This window comes from Sphingosinicella humi (assembly GCF_003129465.1).
Taxonomy (GTDB): domain Bacteria; phylum Pseudomonadota; class Alphaproteobacteria; order Sphingomonadales; family Sphingomonadaceae; genus Allosphingosinicella; species Allosphingosinicella humi.
This window is the reverse complement of record NZ_QFFF01000001.1, coordinates 1,000,010-1,014,064: the sequence shown is the minus strand read 5'-3', so window position 1 is coordinate 1,014,064 and position 14,055 is coordinate 1,000,010. Positions and strand designations below refer to the sequence as shown.

At 65.1% G+C, this 14,055-nt stretch carries 20 protein-coding genes and 1 tRNA gene; 11 read left to right on the top strand and 10 right to left on the bottom strand.

Annotation, left to right across the window (positions count from 1 at the left end; genetic code table 11):
• Positions 1-29 precede the first annotated feature (29 nt).
• Both DF286_RS05030 and DF286_RS05025 read right to left on the bottom strand, forming a co-directional pair.
• Complete coding sequence (locus tag DF286_RS05030; protein WP_109270436.1) at positions 30-1,055, bottom strand: glutathione S-transferase family protein; 1,026 nt, start codon at positions 1,053-1,055, stop codon at positions 30-32.
• Positions 1,056-1,083: 28 nt separating this feature from the next.
• Complete coding sequence (locus DF286_RS05025; RefSeq protein ID WP_109270435.1) at positions 1,084-1,389, bottom strand: hypothetical protein; 306 nt, start codon at positions 1,387-1,389, stop codon at positions 1,084-1,086.
• Between the two features lie 89 nt (positions 1,390-1,478).
• On the opposite strand from DF286_RS05025, the gene DF286_RS05020 reads away from it, so the two are divergent.
• Entirely contained in the window at positions 1,479-2,390 is a 912-nt protein-coding gene (locus DF286_RS05020; protein WP_109270434.1) for a LysR family transcriptional regulator, read from the top strand.
• Between the two features lie 44 nt (positions 2,391-2,434).
• Here DF286_RS05020 and DF286_RS05015 read toward each other — a convergent pair whose 3' ends face one another.
• Positions 2,435-3,043 carry an outer membrane beta-barrel protein gene (locus DF286_RS05015; protein WP_109270433.1) on the bottom strand — a complete coding sequence of 203 codons (609 nt, stop codon included), beginning with the start codon at positions 3,041-3,043 and terminating at the stop codon, positions 2,435-2,437.
• Positions 3,044-3,338: 295 nt separating this feature from the next.
• Here DF286_RS05015 and DF286_RS05010 point away from each other — a divergent pair, with 295 nt between their 5' ends.
• The 3 genes from DF286_RS05010 (at position 3,339) to ygiD (ending at position 6,402) form a co-directional block, all read left to right on the top strand.
• Complete coding sequence (locus DF286_RS05010; RefSeq protein ID WP_109270432.1) at positions 3,339-4,841, top strand: catalase; 1,503 nt, start codon at positions 3,339-3,341, stop codon at positions 4,839-4,841.
• A 105-nt stretch (positions 4,842-4,946) separates the two neighbouring features.
• A complete protein-coding gene (locus DF286_RS05005) occupies positions 4,947-5,519 on the top strand; it encodes an NADPH-dependent FMN reductase (protein WP_109270431.1) in 573 nt (190 codons plus the stop codon).
• Positions 5,520-5,550: 31 nt separating this feature from the next.
• The gene (gene ygiD, locus DF286_RS05000; RefSeq protein ID WP_109270430.1) at positions 5,551-6,402 is read left to right on the top strand and encodes a 4,5-DOPA-extradiol-dioxygenase; all 852 of its coding nucleotides are present in this window, start codon (positions 5,551-5,553) and stop codon (positions 6,400-6,402) included.
• Positions 6,403-6,460: 58 nt separating this feature from the next.
• Here the strand turns inward: ygiD and DF286_RS04995 are convergent.
• From DF286_RS04995 to DF286_RS04985, 3 genes are all read right to left on the bottom strand, one after another.
• A tRNA-Pro gene (locus tag DF286_RS04995) sits at positions 6,461-6,537 on the bottom strand.
• 83 nt (positions 6,538-6,620) lie between these two features.
• Positions 6,621-7,922 carry an FAD-dependent oxidoreductase gene (locus DF286_RS04990; protein WP_109270429.1) on the bottom strand — a complete coding sequence of 434 codons (1,302 nt, stop codon included), beginning with the start codon at positions 7,920-7,922 and terminating at the stop codon, positions 6,621-6,623.
• 63 nt (positions 7,923-7,985) lie between these two features.
• Positions 7,986-8,312 (bottom strand): polyhydroxyalkanoic acid system family protein, encoded by a 327-nt coding sequence (locus DF286_RS04985; RefSeq protein WP_109270428.1) that lies wholly within the window; start codon positions 8,310-8,312, stop codon positions 7,986-7,988.
• Between the two features lie 173 nt (positions 8,313-8,485).
• Between DF286_RS04985 and DF286_RS04980 the strand changes: the two genes are divergently transcribed.
• The 3 genes from DF286_RS04980 to DF286_RS04970 are packed head-to-tail and all read left to right on the top strand — an operon-like array spanning position 8,486 to position 10,622.
• Positions 8,486-9,739 carry a pilus assembly protein TadG-related protein gene (locus DF286_RS04980; protein WP_109270427.1) on the top strand — a complete coding sequence of 418 codons (1,254 nt, stop codon included), beginning with the start codon at positions 8,486-8,488 and terminating at the stop codon, positions 9,737-9,739.
• Positions 9,740-9,744: 5 nt separating this feature from the next.
• Positions 9,745-10,215 carry a TadE/TadG family type IV pilus assembly protein gene (locus DF286_RS04975; protein WP_109270426.1) on the top strand — a complete coding sequence of 157 codons (471 nt, stop codon included), beginning with the start codon at positions 9,745-9,747 and terminating at the stop codon, positions 10,213-10,215.
• Complete coding sequence (locus DF286_RS04970; protein WP_158274634.1) at positions 10,212-10,622, top strand: TadE/TadG family type IV pilus assembly protein; 411 nt, start codon at positions 10,212-10,214, stop codon at positions 10,620-10,622. Before DF286_RS04975 ends, DF286_RS04970 begins: the two co-directional genes overlap by 4 nt.
• 27 nt (positions 10,623-10,649) lie before the next feature.
• Here DF286_RS04970 and DF286_RS04965 read toward each other — a convergent pair whose 3' ends face one another.
• Genes DF286_RS04965 through DF286_RS04955 form a run of 3 tightly spaced genes read right to left on the bottom strand, consistent with a single transcriptional unit; the run spans position 10,650 to position 11,605 of the window.
• Entirely contained in the window at positions 10,650-11,087 is a 438-nt protein-coding gene (locus DF286_RS04965) for a GNAT family N-acetyltransferase (protein WP_109270424.1), read from the bottom strand.
• A 30-nt stretch (positions 11,088-11,117) separates the two neighbouring features.
• Complete coding sequence (locus DF286_RS04960; protein ID WP_109270423.1) at positions 11,118-11,321, bottom strand: KTSC domain-containing protein; 204 nt, start codon at positions 11,319-11,321, stop codon at positions 11,118-11,120.
• A 23-nt stretch (positions 11,322-11,344) separates the two neighbouring features.
• The gene (locus DF286_RS04955; RefSeq protein WP_109270422.1) at positions 11,345-11,605 is read right to left on the bottom strand and encodes a hypothetical protein; all 261 of its coding nucleotides are present in this window, start codon (positions 11,603-11,605) and stop codon (positions 11,345-11,347) included.
• 175 nt (positions 11,606-11,780) lie between these two features.
• On the opposite strand from DF286_RS04955, the gene DF286_RS04950 reads away from it, so the two are divergent.
• The 3 genes from DF286_RS04950 to DF286_RS04940 are packed head-to-tail and all read left to right on the top strand — an operon-like array spanning position 11,781 to position 13,229.
• Complete coding sequence (locus tag DF286_RS04950; protein ID WP_109270421.1) at positions 11,781-12,056, top strand: hypothetical protein; 276 nt, start codon at positions 11,781-11,783, stop codon at positions 12,054-12,056.
• Positions 12,057-12,103: 47 nt separating this feature from the next.
• Positions 12,104-12,766, top strand: coding sequence for an MBL fold metallo-hydrolase (locus DF286_RS04945; RefSeq protein WP_109270420.1), 663 nt, complete (start codon positions 12,104-12,106; stop codon positions 12,764-12,766).
• Between the two features lie 55 nt (positions 12,767-12,821).
• A complete protein-coding gene (locus tag DF286_RS04940) occupies positions 12,822-13,229 on the top strand; it encodes a low affinity iron permease family protein (protein WP_109270419.1) in 408 nt (135 codons plus the stop codon).
• Positions 13,230-13,240: 11 nt separating this feature from the next.
• Here the strand turns inward: DF286_RS04940 and DF286_RS04935 are convergent, their stop codons facing one another.
• Positions 13,241-13,675, bottom strand: a complete 435-nt coding sequence (locus DF286_RS04935) for an MAPEG family protein (protein ID WP_109270418.1) — start codon at positions 13,673-13,675, stop codon at positions 13,241-13,243.
• A gap of 194 nt (positions 13,676-13,869) precedes the next feature.
• Between DF286_RS04935 and rpmF the strand changes: the two genes are divergently transcribed.
• Entirely contained in the window at positions 13,870-14,049 is a 180-nt protein-coding gene (gene rpmF, locus DF286_RS04930) for a 50S ribosomal protein L32 (protein ID WP_109270417.1), read from the top strand.
• Positions 14,050-14,055: the final 6 nt, after the last annotated feature.

The window sequence follows — 14,055 nt, the reverse complement described above, 5'->3', positions numbered from 1 at the left end:
GTTCATGGCGTCGGGCTGCCCATGTGGGTTCAACCCTTCACCCTGGCGGGAGTTTCAGCCGGGCGTTGGCCGGCCGCGCCGAGCGTCGCCCTGTCATGAGGCGCGGCGAAGTCCGGGGCCGGGCCGACAGGGACGATCCCGGTCGGATTGATGGTCCGGTGGCTCTCATAATAATGGCGCTTGATGTGCTCCATGTTCACGGTCGCCGCGATGCCGGGCATCTGGAATATGTCGCGCGTGAAGCCCCAGAGGTTGGGATAGTCGACGATCCGCCGGACGTTGCATTTGAAGTGGCCGTGATAGACCTCGTCGAAGCGCACCAAGGTCGTGAACAGGCGGATGTCGGCCTCGGTCAGCTGATCGCCGGCAAGAAAGCGCTGACGCGAGAGCCGCGCCTCCAGCCAGTCCAGCGTGTCGAACACGCCCCCCACCGCTTCGTCATAGGCGGTTTGGCTGGTGGCGAAGCCGGCCTTGTAGACGCCGTTGTTGACGCCGTCGTAGACACGCTCGTTCAGCCCATCGATCGTCGTCCGCAACCGCTCGGGATAATAGTCGCCGGGCTTGGCACCGATGCCGTCGAAGGCGCGGGTCAGCATCCGGATGATCTCGGAGGATTCGTTGTTGACGATGGTGCGCCGCTGCTTGTCCCACAGGACAGGCACGGTCACCCGGCCGCTATAGTCGGGCTCGGCGGCGGTATAGACCTGATGGAGGAAGGCGGCATCGTTGACGGTGTCGGGAATGACGCCCGGCCCTTCGGCGAAGGTCCAGCCGTCCCCGACCATCAGCCAGTGCACGACGGAGACCGAGATCATGTCCTCGAGGCCCTTCAAGGCCCGCATGATCAGCACCCGGTGCGCCCAGGGACAGGCGAGGCTCACATAAAGATGATAGCGGCCGGGCTCGGCCTTGAAGCCGCCCTCGCCGCTCGGGCCGGCCGATCCGTCGGCGGTGATCCAGTTGCGGAACTGGCTTTCGCTGCGGATGAAACGGCCGCCGCTGGCAGCCGTGTCGTACCATTGATCGTGCCACTTTCCGTCGACGAGTAGTCCCATCTGAATTTTCCTTTCGGCGTTGCCTGGATCAGGCGGATAGGAGCGCGAGCGCCTCGATCTGCGCGCGGTTGAAGCCCTGCTCCAGCAGTGCCGGCGCATATTCGTCGGCGCGGCGCCGTTGGCGCTGGGTCGCGCAGACGAAGTTGCGGACGGCTTCGAGGCGCGGGTCGGCGAGCGGCGTGGGCGGTTCGATGCCGGTCAGCAGGCGCGACAATCGACGGCCGATCGATCGGGACGTCGGCAGGCTGCCACAGCCGCATTTCGCCGCGTCGTTGAGGCCAACCGCTACCGCCTGCCATTCGATCCGGCTCAGCTGAGGCTTGTCTGTCGTCATGCTCGTCTCCCTTGTTGAGCATGGTTTAACAACTATCGACTTTATGGGTCAGAGGGATAAAATCGCCCTGACTGTTCCAGGAATTCGAAATGACCGAACCCGGCACGCCGACCTTCGACCAACTCAAGATCTTCCTGACGGTGGTCGAGACGGGCAGCTTCGCGGCCGCGGGACGACGGCTCAATCGCGCCACCTCTGTGATCAGCTACGGCATCGCCAATCTGGAAGCGCAGCTCGGGCTTTCGCTGTTCGAGCGGCAGGGGACGCGCAAGCCGCGCCTGACGATGGCGGGTCAGGCGGTTCTCGCCGAGGCGCGCTCGATCAGCCAGGGGATCGACGATCTACGGGCGAAGGTGAAGGGGCTGTCGGAGGGGCTGGAAGCGCAGGTCGACCTGGCGATCGACGTCATGCTTCCCTCGCAATGGCTGGGCGAGGCGCTCGGCGCCTTTTACGCCGAGTTCCCGACCGTCGCGCTCAACCTCCATGTGGAGGCGCTGGGGGCGGTGACCGCGCTGGTTCTGGACGGCACGGCGGTGATCGGCATCAGCGGGCCGCTCGCGGCCGACATGCCGGGCATCGAAAATGTGATCGTCGGGTCGGTGCCGCTGATCCCGGTCGCGTCGCCCGGCCATCCGCTGGCACGCGCGGAAGCCCTCCTTCCCGGAATGGGGCGCGACCATGTTCAGCTGGTGCTGACCGACAGGTCGCCGCTTTCGGAGGGGCGCGAGTTTGGCGTGGTCAGCCCGCATACATGGCGCCTTGCCGATCTCGGAGCCAAGATGGCGCTGCTGCGGGAAGGCATCGGCTGGGGCAACATGCCGGTGCCGATGATCGAGGGGGATCTCCAGGCGGGCAGGCTGGTCAAGCTGGACATGCCAGACGAGACCGGGGTGAACTATCGCATGTCGGGTATCTACCGCAGCGACACTCCGCCCGGCCCCGCCGCCAGTTGGCTCCTTGAGCGATTCGTGACGGTGGGCCGTCGGTCCAGCGCAGAATGAGCGGCTGAGGCGCCCTCGCGGCGCCTCAGCCCTCTCGTCGCCGATCAGAAGCGATAGGCGATTCCGAACAAGGCCTGGTGACGGTCGAACTTGCCGTTGCCTTCGTCGAGGTCGGAATAGCGATATTCCGCGCGTGCCGAGACATTGTCGCTGATCGCGTGCTCGAGGCCGCCGCCGACCAGCCATCCGTCACGGTTGGCCGAAGCCGACCGGATGCCGGCCGCGTCCTCGACCGAGGTCCGCACCCGCGCATTGGTGTAGCCGCCACGCGCATAGAGCAGCGTGTTGTCCGTCACCAGATAGCCGGCACGAGCGGTGAGGTCGAACGAGCGCTTGGGATCGACGGTGACGAGGGCCGCACCGGTGTCGCGGGCGACGCTGTCATCATTGCCGAACTGGACGCCGGCCTCGGCGCCGATCACAAAGCGCGGGCTCACCTTATAGTCATAGCCGGCGAACACTCCACCCGAGAAGGAATCCTGCGAGCGGTCGATCGCAACATTGCCCAATGGCGTCGACGGCGTTCCCAGCTTGTCCTGGTTCCAGCCGGCCTGCACGCCGACATAGGGTCCGTTGAACGGCTCCGCGGATGCCGCCGAGGCAAGGCCCACGGCCAGGGCCAAGGCGGCCACGGAAGAAACAATACGCTTCATATCAAAACTCCTCTGTCGATCGAGCCGACGTTTCGGCTTCGTCACCTGACCAGATGGGTCCGAGCTTTGTTGTTCAAAGTGGAATAATGTCGAACTCACATATCGGAAAATTCGAACAGCGCCGATCAGCCAGCATTATCCGGCAGTTGATCCGCATCGGGGGCCGCTGACCGAAAAACTCGAACAGTGTGTTCGGTTTAATTCGAGTTGTCGGAACAGCTCTTCGACCACAGATCGGGATGGAGATTCACCGCGTGGCGGTCCCGCAACAGCAGCTCAGAAAGGTATTTCCATCATGTCAGACACGTGCGCCGAAGAGAAAAAGGGCGGCTCCACCACCGGCGTCGGCACGCCGGCGCCGAGCGACCGCAACTCCCTTACCATCGGCCCGGATGGCCCGATCGTTCTTCACGACGTGCACTTCCTTGAGCAGATGGCGCACTTCAACCGCGAGAAGACGATCGAGCGCCTGCCTCACGCCAAGGGTTCTGGCGCGTTCGGCGTCTTCGAGACGACGGAGGACGTCTCCCGCTACACCAAGGCCGCGCTCTTCCAGAAGGGCGCCGTCACCGACATGCTCGCCCGCTTCTCGACCGTCGCCGGCGAGCAGGGCAGCCCCGATACCTGGCGCGACGTGCGCGGCTTCTCGCTCAAATTCTACACTGACGAAGGCAATTACGACCTGGTCGGCAACAACACGCCGATCTTCTTCGTGCGCGATCCGATGAAGTTCCCCCACTTCATCCGGAGCCAGCGTCGCCTGCCCGGCTCGGGCCTGCGCGACAACAACATGCAGTGGGATTTCTGGACCCACAATCCGGAGAGCGCCCACCAGGTCAGCTATCTGATGGGCCGGCGGGGACTGCCCCGGAGCTGGCGGCACATGAACGGCTACGGCTCGCACACCTATATGTGGGTGAACGAAGCCGGCGAGCGCTTCTGGGTGAAGTACCACTTCAAGACCCGCCAGGGTATGGCGTTCTTCACCAACGAGGAAGCCGCCCGCATGGCTGGAAGCGATTCCGATTTCCACCGCCGCGACCTTTACGAGGCGATCGAGGCGGGCGACCATCCGTCCTGGGACCTGTTCGTCCAGGTCATGCCCTATGAGGAAGCGAAGACGTACCGGATCAATCCGTTCGACCTCACCAAGACGTGGCCGCACGCCGATTATCCGCTGATCCCGGTCGGGCGGATGACGCTCAACCGCAATCCGGCCAACTTCCACGCCGAGATCGAGCAGGCGGCCTTCTCGCCCGGCAACACGGTTCCAGGCATCGGCCTCTCGCCCGACAAGATGCTGCTCGGCCGCGCGTTCGCCTACAATGATGCGCAGCGCAATCGGATCGGCGCCAACTTCCACCAGCTACCGGTCAACCGGCCCAAGGTCCCGGTGAACAGCTACATGTTCGACGGACCGATGGCCTATGAGCATAGCGGCACCGCGCCGACCTATGCGCCCAACAGCTATGATCGGCCCTGGGCCGACGAGACCGGTCCCGCGGCCGAGGGTTGGGAAGCCGACGGCGCGATGGTGCGCAGCGCCTATACGCTGCGCGCCGAGGACGATGATTTCAGCCAGCCCGGCCGCCTCGTCCGCGAGGTCTTCGACGAGGCCGACCGCGAGGCGCTGGTCGAGACCGTCGCCGGTTCCCTCCTCGGCGGCGTGCGCGAGCCGGTGCTGAGCCGCGCGTTCGATTATTGGAAGAGCGTCGATGCCGATGTCGGCGCCCGGATCGAGGAGAAGGTGCGCGCCGGCGCCGCTCCGCAGCCCGCCGAGGGCATGGGCGAGGCCTGACCCAGGCGCCCGGCCGTCTCTCGTGCACGTGAGGCGACCGGGCCGCAACCCAATGGGCGACCGATGGTTGTCGGATCGCCTGCCATTTCCAAGGAGACATGCGCCATGACGACGTACAAGGTCGGTTATCTGATCGGCAGCCTCGCCACCCAGTCGATCAACCGGAAGCTCGCCAAGGCGCTGATCCGTCTCGCGCCGGAAAGCCTCGAATTCTCGGAAATATCCTTCCGCGACCTGCCGCTCTACAGCTATGATTATGACGACGATTATCCGGAAGTGGCCCAGAATTTCAAAGCCGCGATCAAGGCGTCCGACGCGATCCTCTTCGTCACGCCGGAATATAACCGCTCCATTCCCGGTGGTCTCAAGAACGCGATCGACTGGGCGAGCCGCCCCTACGGCACCAACGCTTTCACGCGTAAGCCGTCGGCCGTGATCGGCACCTCGCCCGGCGCCATCGGTACGGCGGTCGCCCAGCAGAGTCTCAGGAGCGTGTTGAGCTTCTGCAACTCGCCGCAGATGAACGCGCCCGAGGCCTATATCCAGTTCACGCCCGGGATGATCACCGACGACGGCGAGGTGACGGTGGAATCGACCGAGGGTTTCCTCCGCAACTACATGGCCGAGTTCCACGCCTTCATCGCCCGCGTCCTGACGGTCCTCCCGCGTGAGGAGTGACTGCCCGGCGACGACATGAGGTGACGAAGCCATGAGCAGAATGCCCGTCCTGTTCATCGGCCACGGCAGCCCGATGAACACGCTGGAGCGCAATGGCTTTACCGAAGCCTGGCGCGCCCTCGGGGAGCGGCTGCCCCGACCGCGGGCGCTGCTTGTCATATCGGCGCACTGGTATTTCGGCGCCACGGCCGTGACGGCTATGCCGAGGCCGCGGACCATCCACGATTTCTATGGCTTCCCGCCGGAACTCGAGGCTTTCGACTATCCGGCGCTGGGCCTGCCGGAGCTGGCTGAAGAGGTCGCGGAGCTCGTGAAGCCGCGCTGGGTCGGCCTCGATTTCGACCAATGGGGCTTGGACCATGGCACCTGGAGCGTGCTCGCCCATCTCTATCCGAACGCCGACATCCCCGTCGTGCAGCTCTCAATCAACGCCCTGAAGCCGCTCGACTACCATCTCGATCTCGGGTCCCGGCTCGCAGCGCTGCGCGAGCGCGGCGTCCTGATTCTCGCCAGCGGCAACGTCGTCCACAATCTTCGGCGCGTGCAATGGAACCAGCCCGACGCCGCCTTCGACTGGGCCGAGCGATTCGACGACGCCGTCGTCGATCAGTTGGCCACCGCGCCCGGCGACATATTGAAGGTCGAAGACCACCCCGACTACGACCTGGCGGTCCCGACGCCCGATCACTTCATCCCGCTGCTCTACCTCGCCAGCCTCGCGGCCGCCGGCGAGGGCAGCGCAGAGCCCTTCGTGAAGGGCTACGCGATGGGCTCCATTTCAATGACCTGCTACGGCGTCGGCATGGACGCGCCGGCAGCGGGCGAGGCCGAAGGTGCGGCCGGATTGCCGGCTAACGTACCTGCCGACCAGACGAACATGTAGCGCCAAGGGTCGACGTCTGGCGTCGCAATCGCTTGAAATGGATGCGCTGGCGCTAAAATGGTCGGGGAGAGAGGATTCGAACCTCCGGCCCCTGCCTCCCGAAGACAGTGCTCTACCAGGCTGAGCTACTCCCCGACCGGTGCGTCTGGCCAGAAGGCCGACCGGAAGACAGGTGAGGGGCCTATAGGGAGCGGTGCGGCCGAGCGCAAGCGGGCTTCTTAGCGGCCGCGCGCCTCCAGCAAATCGGCGATGGCGGTGAACTTCTCGCGCGGGCTGCCCTCGCGGGCGCGGGCGACTTCGGCGGCCTCGATCTTCTGCCAGTCGCGGAAGGTGACGACGTCGACGCCGCGGCTTTCGAGGAGCCTGTCGAGGCCCGCCCGGCCTTCCTTGCCGCCGCCGCCATTGCCGAGATCCGCCTTGATGCGCTCGGCCACTTCATAGCCGTCGGGCCGATTGGTGCCGATCGTGCCGGACGGCCCGCGCCGCGCCCAGCCGACGCAATAAAGGCCGGGGGCGATGACGCCGTCCGAATTGGCGAAGCGGCCGCGGCCATGCTCATAGGGCACGCCCTCGATCGGCGGCGTCGTATAGCCGATGCAGCTCACCACCAGGCCGCAGTCGATCCTATAGGTCTCGCCGGTGCCGACCGAACGAAGATCGTCGGTGAGCCGCGTCTTCTCGACGATCAAGCGCTCCACCCGGCCCTCGCCCTCGACGGCGACGGGCATGGCGAAGAAGTCGAAGTCGATCGTCTTGCGCTTGGCGGCCTTCGCCGCGGCATACTCGCGCAGGTGGGTCACGGACTTGCGCAGGCCCGGCTCGAGCAGCGCATCGTCGCCTTCGGGCGGGAAGTCGCCGATGTCGACCTTGGGCGCGGCGGCTTCGAGATGGCCGAGCTCGCCCAGTTCCTTCGGAGTCATCGCGATCTGGTGAGGGCCCCTGCGGCCGAGCACATGGATGGTGCGGATGCTGGAATGGGCTAGCGCTTCGAAAGCATGCGCGACGATGTCGGAGCCGCTGAACTCCGCCGGCGTCTTCGACAGGATTCGCGCCACGTCGAGCGCGACATTGCCGTTGCCGATCACCACCGCCGCTTCGACGTCGAGCGGCGGGTCGACGTCGGCGAAATCGGGATGGCCGTTGTACCAGCCGACGAAGGCGGCCGAGCCGATCACGCCGGGAAGGTCGCTGCCGGGAATGCCGAGCGGCCGGTCGTTGGGCGCGCCGGTGGCGAGGATGACGGCGTCGTAAAGCGCGAGCAGCTCGTCGATCGCCACGTCCTGCCCCACCGTCACATTGCCGACGAAGCGCGCCGTCTCGGAGAGGGCGACCTTCTCGTAGCGCCGCGACACGGCCTTCAGCGACTGGTGGTCGGGCGCAACGCCGGACCGGACCAGCCCGAACGGGGTCGGCAGCCGGTCGATCACGTCGATGCGGACGTCGTCGCCGAATTCCTTCTGGAGCGCCTCGGCGCTGTAGTAGCCGGCGGGTCCGGACCCGATCACCGCGACATGCCGCATCCCCGCCCTCCAATCACTCGTCGACGCGGATGCTAGCGCGCCTGCTTGCGGTGGCAAGAGGGGTCAACCTTTCTTAGGCCTCTTGTCCTCGAGCAGTTCGGTGCCCTTGTCCGTCAGCAGCCCTTCGATCGTGCCGGCGAAGAGGGCGAGGACGGCGGGCAGGGTGAATTCCAGCCGCACCTTCGTGTCCATCACGTCGATATGGCCGGTGACTTCCTGGCCGAGCGCGCGCACGTCGAGGTGCATGCGGTCGCCCTCCCAACTCGAGCGGACGTCGGCGGCTCCGCCCGGTATATGGTCCTTGAGCCGGCCGATGCCGCCCTGCATCCGCCGCTTGGCCTCCTCGGCACCGAGATTGTGCGGCAGGTTGATGACGATCGGCTGGCTCATGGTCGCAATCTAGCGACAGCCGGTTCGCCCGCACAAGCGCGAACACCCGCGGTTTTTCAGCACCGCGAGGGAAACGCCCCATTAACCAGTCTCGATTACATCCGATAAATCGCTCCGGCCTAATCTCCTCAGGCTGCGACGGGACGTCCGCGTTTAGTCGAGAGGATTCTTCCATGCGCCTTCTGAAGTGGCTGTATCGGCTCCGCAGGAGCGAACGCGGCAACGTCCTGATCGTCGGGGCGGCTTCGATGCCGCTGCTGATCGGCTCGGCCGCCCTGGCCGTGGACACGATCCAGCTCAGCCTGTGGAAGCGGCAGCTGCAGCGCGCGGCGGACTCGGGTGCCATCGCCGGCGCCTATGCGGTGGGGCAGGGGATCGACGAGCTCGACGAGCCGGTCGATCGCGATCTTGAAAAGAACGACCATCCCGGCTTGTCCGGCGTCGCCGTCGCGACCGGCAGCTATGGCGCCAAGACCCTGTCCAACGATGACTGCGATACCCGGGGCATAACGCCCTGCTTCGATCGCGCGGTGCAGGTGTCGCTGACGGCGCAGCGCACGCTTCCGTTCATCAGTATCTTCACCAACTCCGCGAGCCATTTCAATGCCAAGGCGACCGCCGCGCTCGTCGATGAAGGCGAATATTGCGTGGTGTCGCTCTACCAGGGCACGTCGGCCGGGATCGTCGCCAACGGCAATGCCAATGTGAAGCTTGGCTGCGGAATGATCACCAACGCAAGGTCCGATTCGTCCGTGACCGCGGGAGGCTCGTCGCAAATCGAGGCGTCACCCATCGCCGCCGTCGGCGACATTGACGGTGAAAGCCAGAACTTCGTCGGCGATACGGTCCTGAAGCCCCACACCGTTCCTCAGGCGGATCCGCTCGCGCATATTCCCGACCCACCGCCGCAGACCGGCTGTAACAAACAAGTAGGCGCGATCATGGGCCCTGGCTGTTACGCCTCGATGGACATCAAGGGTCCGGTGACGCTTGAGCCCGGCGTCTACTACATCAACGGCGGCGACCTTACGATCAACGCGCAGGCGCGGATCACGGGAGAAAATGTCACGATCGTGATGACCGGTCCCAATGGCGACGCGGGCGATATCCAGATCAACGGCGGCGCCGAGATCGACCTCACCGCTCCCACCAGCGGGGATTACAAGGGCGTGGTCTTGTATCGGGACCGTCGCGCCGACGTGATCGACGTCAAGTTCAACGGAGGCGCCGGCTTCGATTTTACCGGCGCGATCTACATGCCGACCACCAATCTCGAGATGCTCGGCAATTTCGCGCTCAATGCGCAATGCCTGCAGCTGGTCGGCCGTATCCTGACCTTCAAGGGAACGGCGGAGATCGAGAATAATTGCCCGCCCGCCAGCGGCGCCAGCGCGTTCCGGACGAGTGTCGTGAGGCTCGTGGGATAAGTCGGATGGCGCACCGCACCCTTCCGCACAGCCTCCGAGGAGATCAGCGCGGCGCCAGCATCGTCGAGCTGGCGCTGTTCATGCCCTTCATGGTCATGCTGATCGTGGGCATCATCGATCTCAGCAACGGCATCGCCATGCAGTTCGGCCTCAACAAGGCCGTCAACCGAACGCTCGAACTCGCCACCGCCAACAGCGTCGTCACGACCAAGAATGCCAGCGAGGTCGATTACAGCTATCTCGCCCGGGAAACCGCCCGGGCAGCCGAGGTGCCGGAGGAAAATGTCACTTTGACCAAGTGGGTCGAATGCGACGGGACCCGCCAGGCGACTTTCGAAACCATGTGCGATCCGGGCGAATCCATTGCCCGCTATGTGCAGATCGAGGCGATGAAGTCCTTCTCGCCCACCTTCAGCCTCGGACCGGTCGGCGAGACCGTGGACTTGAGGGCCGACGCAGCGGTGCGCGTGCAATGACGCGGCGGGCTTCTCTTCGCCGCGATCAGCGCGGCGCAGGCATTGTCGAGTTCGCGCTGGCGGCGCCGCTGCTCTTCCTGACCATCATTGGAATCGCGCAGCTCGGCATCCTGTTCTTTGCCAATGCAGGCTTGAGCCACGCCGTCGCCGAAGGCGCGCGCCTCGCCGCCATCTTTCCGCGCCCCGCGGACGATGAAATCGCTGAAGCGATCCTCCAATCCGAATTCGGCCTGAACAACGCCGATCTGATCGGCGATCCGGAGATCGTGCATGGCACCGATGCCAATGGCTTCACCTATGCCGATATCAGCCTCAGCTACACTGTGCCGATCGATTTCATCTTTTTCGAGACGCCGCCGGTGACGCTGACGGAGAATCGCCGGGTGTTCACGCAGCCGGCCGTCTGACGCTCGCGGAAGCGGGTTGAATCTCGACTAGCGGCGATATTGGATGAAACCCGTGCGGACGGCGATCTTGTCGTAGAGCGCCCTCGCGCCTTCATTGGACTCGTGGGTCAGCCAGTAGAGCCGCGCGGCTCCGGCCGCTTCGGCCCTGGCGGCCACCTCCTCGATCAGCATCCGCGCTATGCTGCGTCCCCGCGCCTCCTGCGCGACGAACAGGTCCTGCAGATAGCAGTAATCGCTCTTGGTCCAGCTGCTGGGATGGAAGAGATAGTGGGTAAATCCGAGGAGCCGACCGCTCTCCTCGGCGGCAAGGCCCGAAATGGGTCCGTCCGGATCGATGATGCGCGACCATGTGAGCGCCGTTACGTCACCGTCGAGGCGGGTTTCGTAGAAACGCTGATAGCCTTGCCACAGAGCCAGCCATTCCTGGCGGTCTTCGGCTGCCAGCGCCCGGATCGCGATTGCCATGTCCCGCTCATAAGCGTTCCGGCGGGAAGCTCAATCTTGCACGCATTCGACGTAGCGATAGCGGCCGCGAATGTGGCGGTTGAAATGCGGGCCCTTGATCCGGGCGGCGCGAAACGCGTCGGCGACCGCGGGCGGAACGTCGTGGTAGATGTAGCGGCGCCCGGTCGTGAACAGCACTTCCAGCTCGGCTGCGGCCTCCCTGTAGGCGATCGCGCGAATCACGGTCGAGGGCATGGCTGAGGCCTACGCCGCGAGGTTCAGCAATGGCGCGTTTCCCGATACTCGCCGCTGCTGGTCTTTTCCTTGACGGTGACGCAGTCGCCCTGACGGATCTCCTCGCGCCAGGAACCGTCCGCATTCACCTGCCGCTTGCCCTTGGGCACGCGCTTGCCGTCCTGGATGTCGTAGGACCAGCCGGACGGGGTCTTCGCCTCGGGTTTCCGCGCCTGGTCGGCCATCGCCGGAGCGGCGCCGCCGAACACCATCGCCGCCGCGATCGTCAGGAAGAAAGCCTTCATTCGGAATTCCTTACGCATGACCTCAATATAGGTCTTAACGCCCCGGCGGCCAACGGGGCTGCGTCGCGGCGGCGACACACCTCGAAAATGCGACGGTCTCGCGTAAAGCCTTGGCGCCGCCCCGTTCATTCGCGGATAAGAGGACGGGTGACAGAGGGCGCCCGAGGAGAAGAGTATGCGTATCCTGATCATCGGCCTGCTGCCGCTGGCGCTCGGCGGGTGCATCGCCAGCACGGCGCTCGACGTCGTCACCTTGCCGGTCAAGGCGGCCGGCGTGGCGGTGGACGCCACCTCCTCGGCGGTGGATGCGGCGACGACCAGCCAGTCCGAGGCCGATCAGAAGCGAGGCCGCGAGCTCCGCAAGGCCGAGGAGCGGGCAGGCCGCGATGCCGAAGCGCGGCGGAAATGGTGCGAGCAGGCGAGCGCGCGCGAGCGGGAGCTCTGGTGCTGAGGCGCGGCGTCCTTGCATAGCCGGGACGCAGCCGTCATGTCCCGGCCATGACGACGCCTCCGATGAAAGCCGCGATCATCCCGGTGACTCCGCTGCAGCAGAACTGCACCCTGCTCTGGTGCACGAAAACGATGCGCGGTGCTTTCGTCGATCCCGGCGGCGACCTGGACCGGCTGAAGGCGGCCGCCCAGGGCCAGGGCGTCACGATCGAGAAGATCCTCCTCACGCACGGTCATATCGACCATTGCGGCTCGGCCAAGCCGCTTGCCGACGAGCTGGGGGTGAAGATCGAAGGGCCGCACATCGCCGATAAATTCTGGATCGACCGGCTGGATGAGGACGGCGCCCGGTTCGGCATATTGGGCGTTCCCTTCGAATCGGACCGCTGGCTGGAGGAAGGCGACACGGTGACGGTGGGGGAGCTGAGCTTCGACGTCTATCATTGTCCCGGCCACACGCCCGGCCATGTCGTGTTTCACCACCCGGATTCGAAGCTGGCGATCGTCGGCGACGTCCTGTTTCAGGGATCGATCGGCCGCACCGACTTTCCCCGAAGCAACCATGCCGATCTCATCAACGCCATCGTCACCAAGCTTTGGCCGCTCGGCGACGACACGGCCTTCATTCCCGGCCATGGCCCGATGAGCCAGTTCGCGCATGAGCGGCGGACCAATCCCTTCGTCGGCGACCGGGTGCTGGCCGGCGCATAAGGAACTCGCCGCCTGAAGCCCGCGTTCTGCGCCCGTAACGAACGGACGATGACTCATGGAGCGCATTTTCACCCGCATCGCCAACAGCATCGCCTGGGTGGCCGGCCAACCCTGGTCCTTCACGCTTGCACTGGCTTCGATTTTCATTTGGGCGGCGTCGGGGCCGCTCTTCAATTTCTCCGACACGTGGCAGCTGGTCGTGAACACCTCGACCACGATCGTCACCTTCCTGATGGTGTTCCTGATCCAGAATTCGCAAAACCGGGACGCGGCGGCGATGCAGGCGAAGCTCGACGAGCTGATCCGGGCGCTGCCGCCGGCGCGAGCGCAGTTCATCGGCATCGAGCATCTCACCGAATCGGAAGTGGAGCTGATCCGCGCCGAGCTGGAGGATGAGACGGTGGGCGAAAACGGAAAGCCGCTCGCCAGGCATTCGCTTGAACGCCTGCGCTACCGCCTCTGAGACCCGCAATTTTAGAGGTCTTGTCCCTCGGCGTAAGTGATCGGCGCCGACGCCGCACGCTCCAGATAGGGAATGGCGAGCGCATAGGCGGCTAGGCCGAACAGCAGGAGCCACGTTGCCAGCGCCCCGCCCATGCGCAGCGGGCTCGATCCGGGCCGATCCATGCCGAACGGATGGGCAAGCCGCGCCAGCACGAAGAGGATGGCGACGATCCAAAGCCAGGTCTCCGATCCGTGGGCCAGCTCGATGAGGCCGAGCAGGATGAGGAAGGTCGGGGCATATTCGGAGAAATTGGCGTGGGCGCGCATACGGCGGGTGAGGCGCTCGTCGCCGCCGTCGCCGATCAGCACCTTGTGCCGGATGCGGAGCTGGCTGACCCTGAGGCCCAGCCAGACGCTGATGAGCGCGCAGGCGCCCGCAATGGTAAGAGTGATGGGCAAGATCATGGCTGTCGGCTCCCGCTGGGCAGGGCGCAGCTTGCACGGGCGCACGGGCGCTTGCAACATCCCCGAAATCCGCTATAGGCGGCACCGCTCATGAGCGAGCACCCCGGCCGCCAGGCCTGCGGCCGCAACGGCCGTCGTCCCTGGCTTCCTGCTCGCCCGAACCCTATAGTCGAAGAACTGGAACAGGTGCCAGCATGGCCGTCCCCAAGAGAAAAACCACGCCGTCCAAGCGCAACATGCGCCGCAGCCATGACGCGCTGAAGGCGGTGAATTACCAAGAATGCCCGAATTGCGGCGAACTCAAGCTGCCGCACAATCTTTGCGGCGGCTGCGGCCATTATAACGGCCGCGAGATCCAGTCGATCGAGGCGTAACAGTAA

Excerpts from the sequence above, each read along its gene's own strand:
- DF286_RS05020 (WP_109270434.1), top strand. The coding sequence starts at position 1,479 with ATGACCGAACCCGGCACGCCGACCTTCGACCAACTCAAGATCTTCCTG.
- DF286_RS04940 (WP_109270419.1), top strand. The coding sequence starts at position 12,822 with ATGGAGCGCATTTTCACCCGCATCGCCAACAGCATCGCCTGGGTGGCC.
- DF286_RS04960 (WP_109270423.1), bottom strand. The coding sequence starts at position 11,321 with ATGCCCTCGACCGTGATTCGCGCGATCGCCTACAGGGAGGCCGCAGCC.
- DF286_RS04950 (WP_109270421.1), top strand. The coding sequence starts at position 11,781 with ATGCGTATCCTGATCATCGGCCTGCTGCCGCTGGCGCTCGGCGGGTGC.
- DF286_RS05030 (WP_109270436.1), bottom strand. The coding sequence starts at position 1,055 with ATGGGACTACTCGTCGACGGAAAGTGGCACGATCAATGGTACGACACG.
- DF286_RS04985 (WP_109270428.1), bottom strand. The coding sequence starts at position 8,312 with ATGAGCCAGCCGATCGTCATCAACCTGCCGCACAATCTCGGTGCCGAG.
- DF286_RS04970 (WP_158274634.1), top strand. The coding sequence starts at position 10,212 with ATGACGCGGCGGGCTTCTCTTCGCCGCGATCAGCGCGGCGCAGGCATT.
- ygiD (WP_109270430.1), top strand. The coding sequence starts at position 5,551 with ATGAGCAGAATGCCCGTCCTGTTCATCGGCCACGGCAGCCCGATGAAC.
- DF286_RS04965 (WP_109270424.1), bottom strand. The coding sequence starts at position 11,087 with ATGGCAATCGCGATCCGGGCGCTGGCAGCCGAAGACCGCCAGGAATGG.
- DF286_RS04945 (WP_109270420.1), top strand. The coding sequence starts at position 12,104 with ATGACGACGCCTCCGATGAAAGCCGCGATCATCCCGGTGACTCCGCTG.
- DF286_RS04990 (WP_109270429.1), bottom strand. The coding sequence starts at position 7,922 with ATGCGGCATGTCGCGGTGATCGGGTCCGGACCCGCCGGCTACTACAGC.
- DF286_RS04980 (WP_109270427.1), top strand. The coding sequence starts at position 8,486 with ATGCGCCTTCTGAAGTGGCTGTATCGGCTCCGCAGGAGCGAACGCGGC.
- DF286_RS05010 (WP_109270432.1), top strand. The coding sequence starts at position 3,339 with ATGTCAGACACGTGCGCCGAAGAGAAAAAGGGCGGCTCCACCACCGGC.
- DF286_RS04975 (WP_109270426.1), top strand. The coding sequence starts at position 9,745 with ATGGCGCACCGCACCCTTCCGCACAGCCTCCGAGGAGATCAGCGCGGC.
- DF286_RS05005 (WP_109270431.1), top strand. The coding sequence starts at position 4,947 with ATGACGACGTACAAGGTCGGTTATCTGATCGGCAGCCTCGCCACCCAG.
- DF286_RS04935 (WP_109270418.1), bottom strand. The coding sequence starts at position 13,675 with ATGATCTTGCCCATCACTCTTACCATTGCGGGCGCCTGCGCGCTCATC.
- rpmF (WP_109270417.1), top strand. The coding sequence starts at position 13,870 with ATGGCCGTCCCCAAGAGAAAAACCACGCCGTCCAAGCGCAACATGCGC.
- DF286_RS04955 (WP_109270422.1), bottom strand. The coding sequence starts at position 11,605 with ATGAAGGCTTTCTTCCTGACGATCGCGGCGGCGATGGTGTTCGGCGGC.
- DF286_RS05015 (WP_109270433.1), bottom strand. The coding sequence starts at position 3,043 with ATGAAGCGTATTGTTTCTTCCGTGGCCGCCTTGGCCCTGGCCGTGGGC.
- DF286_RS05025 (WP_109270435.1), bottom strand. The coding sequence starts at position 1,389 with ATGACGACAGACAAGCCTCAGCTGAGCCGGATCGAATGGCAGGCGGTA.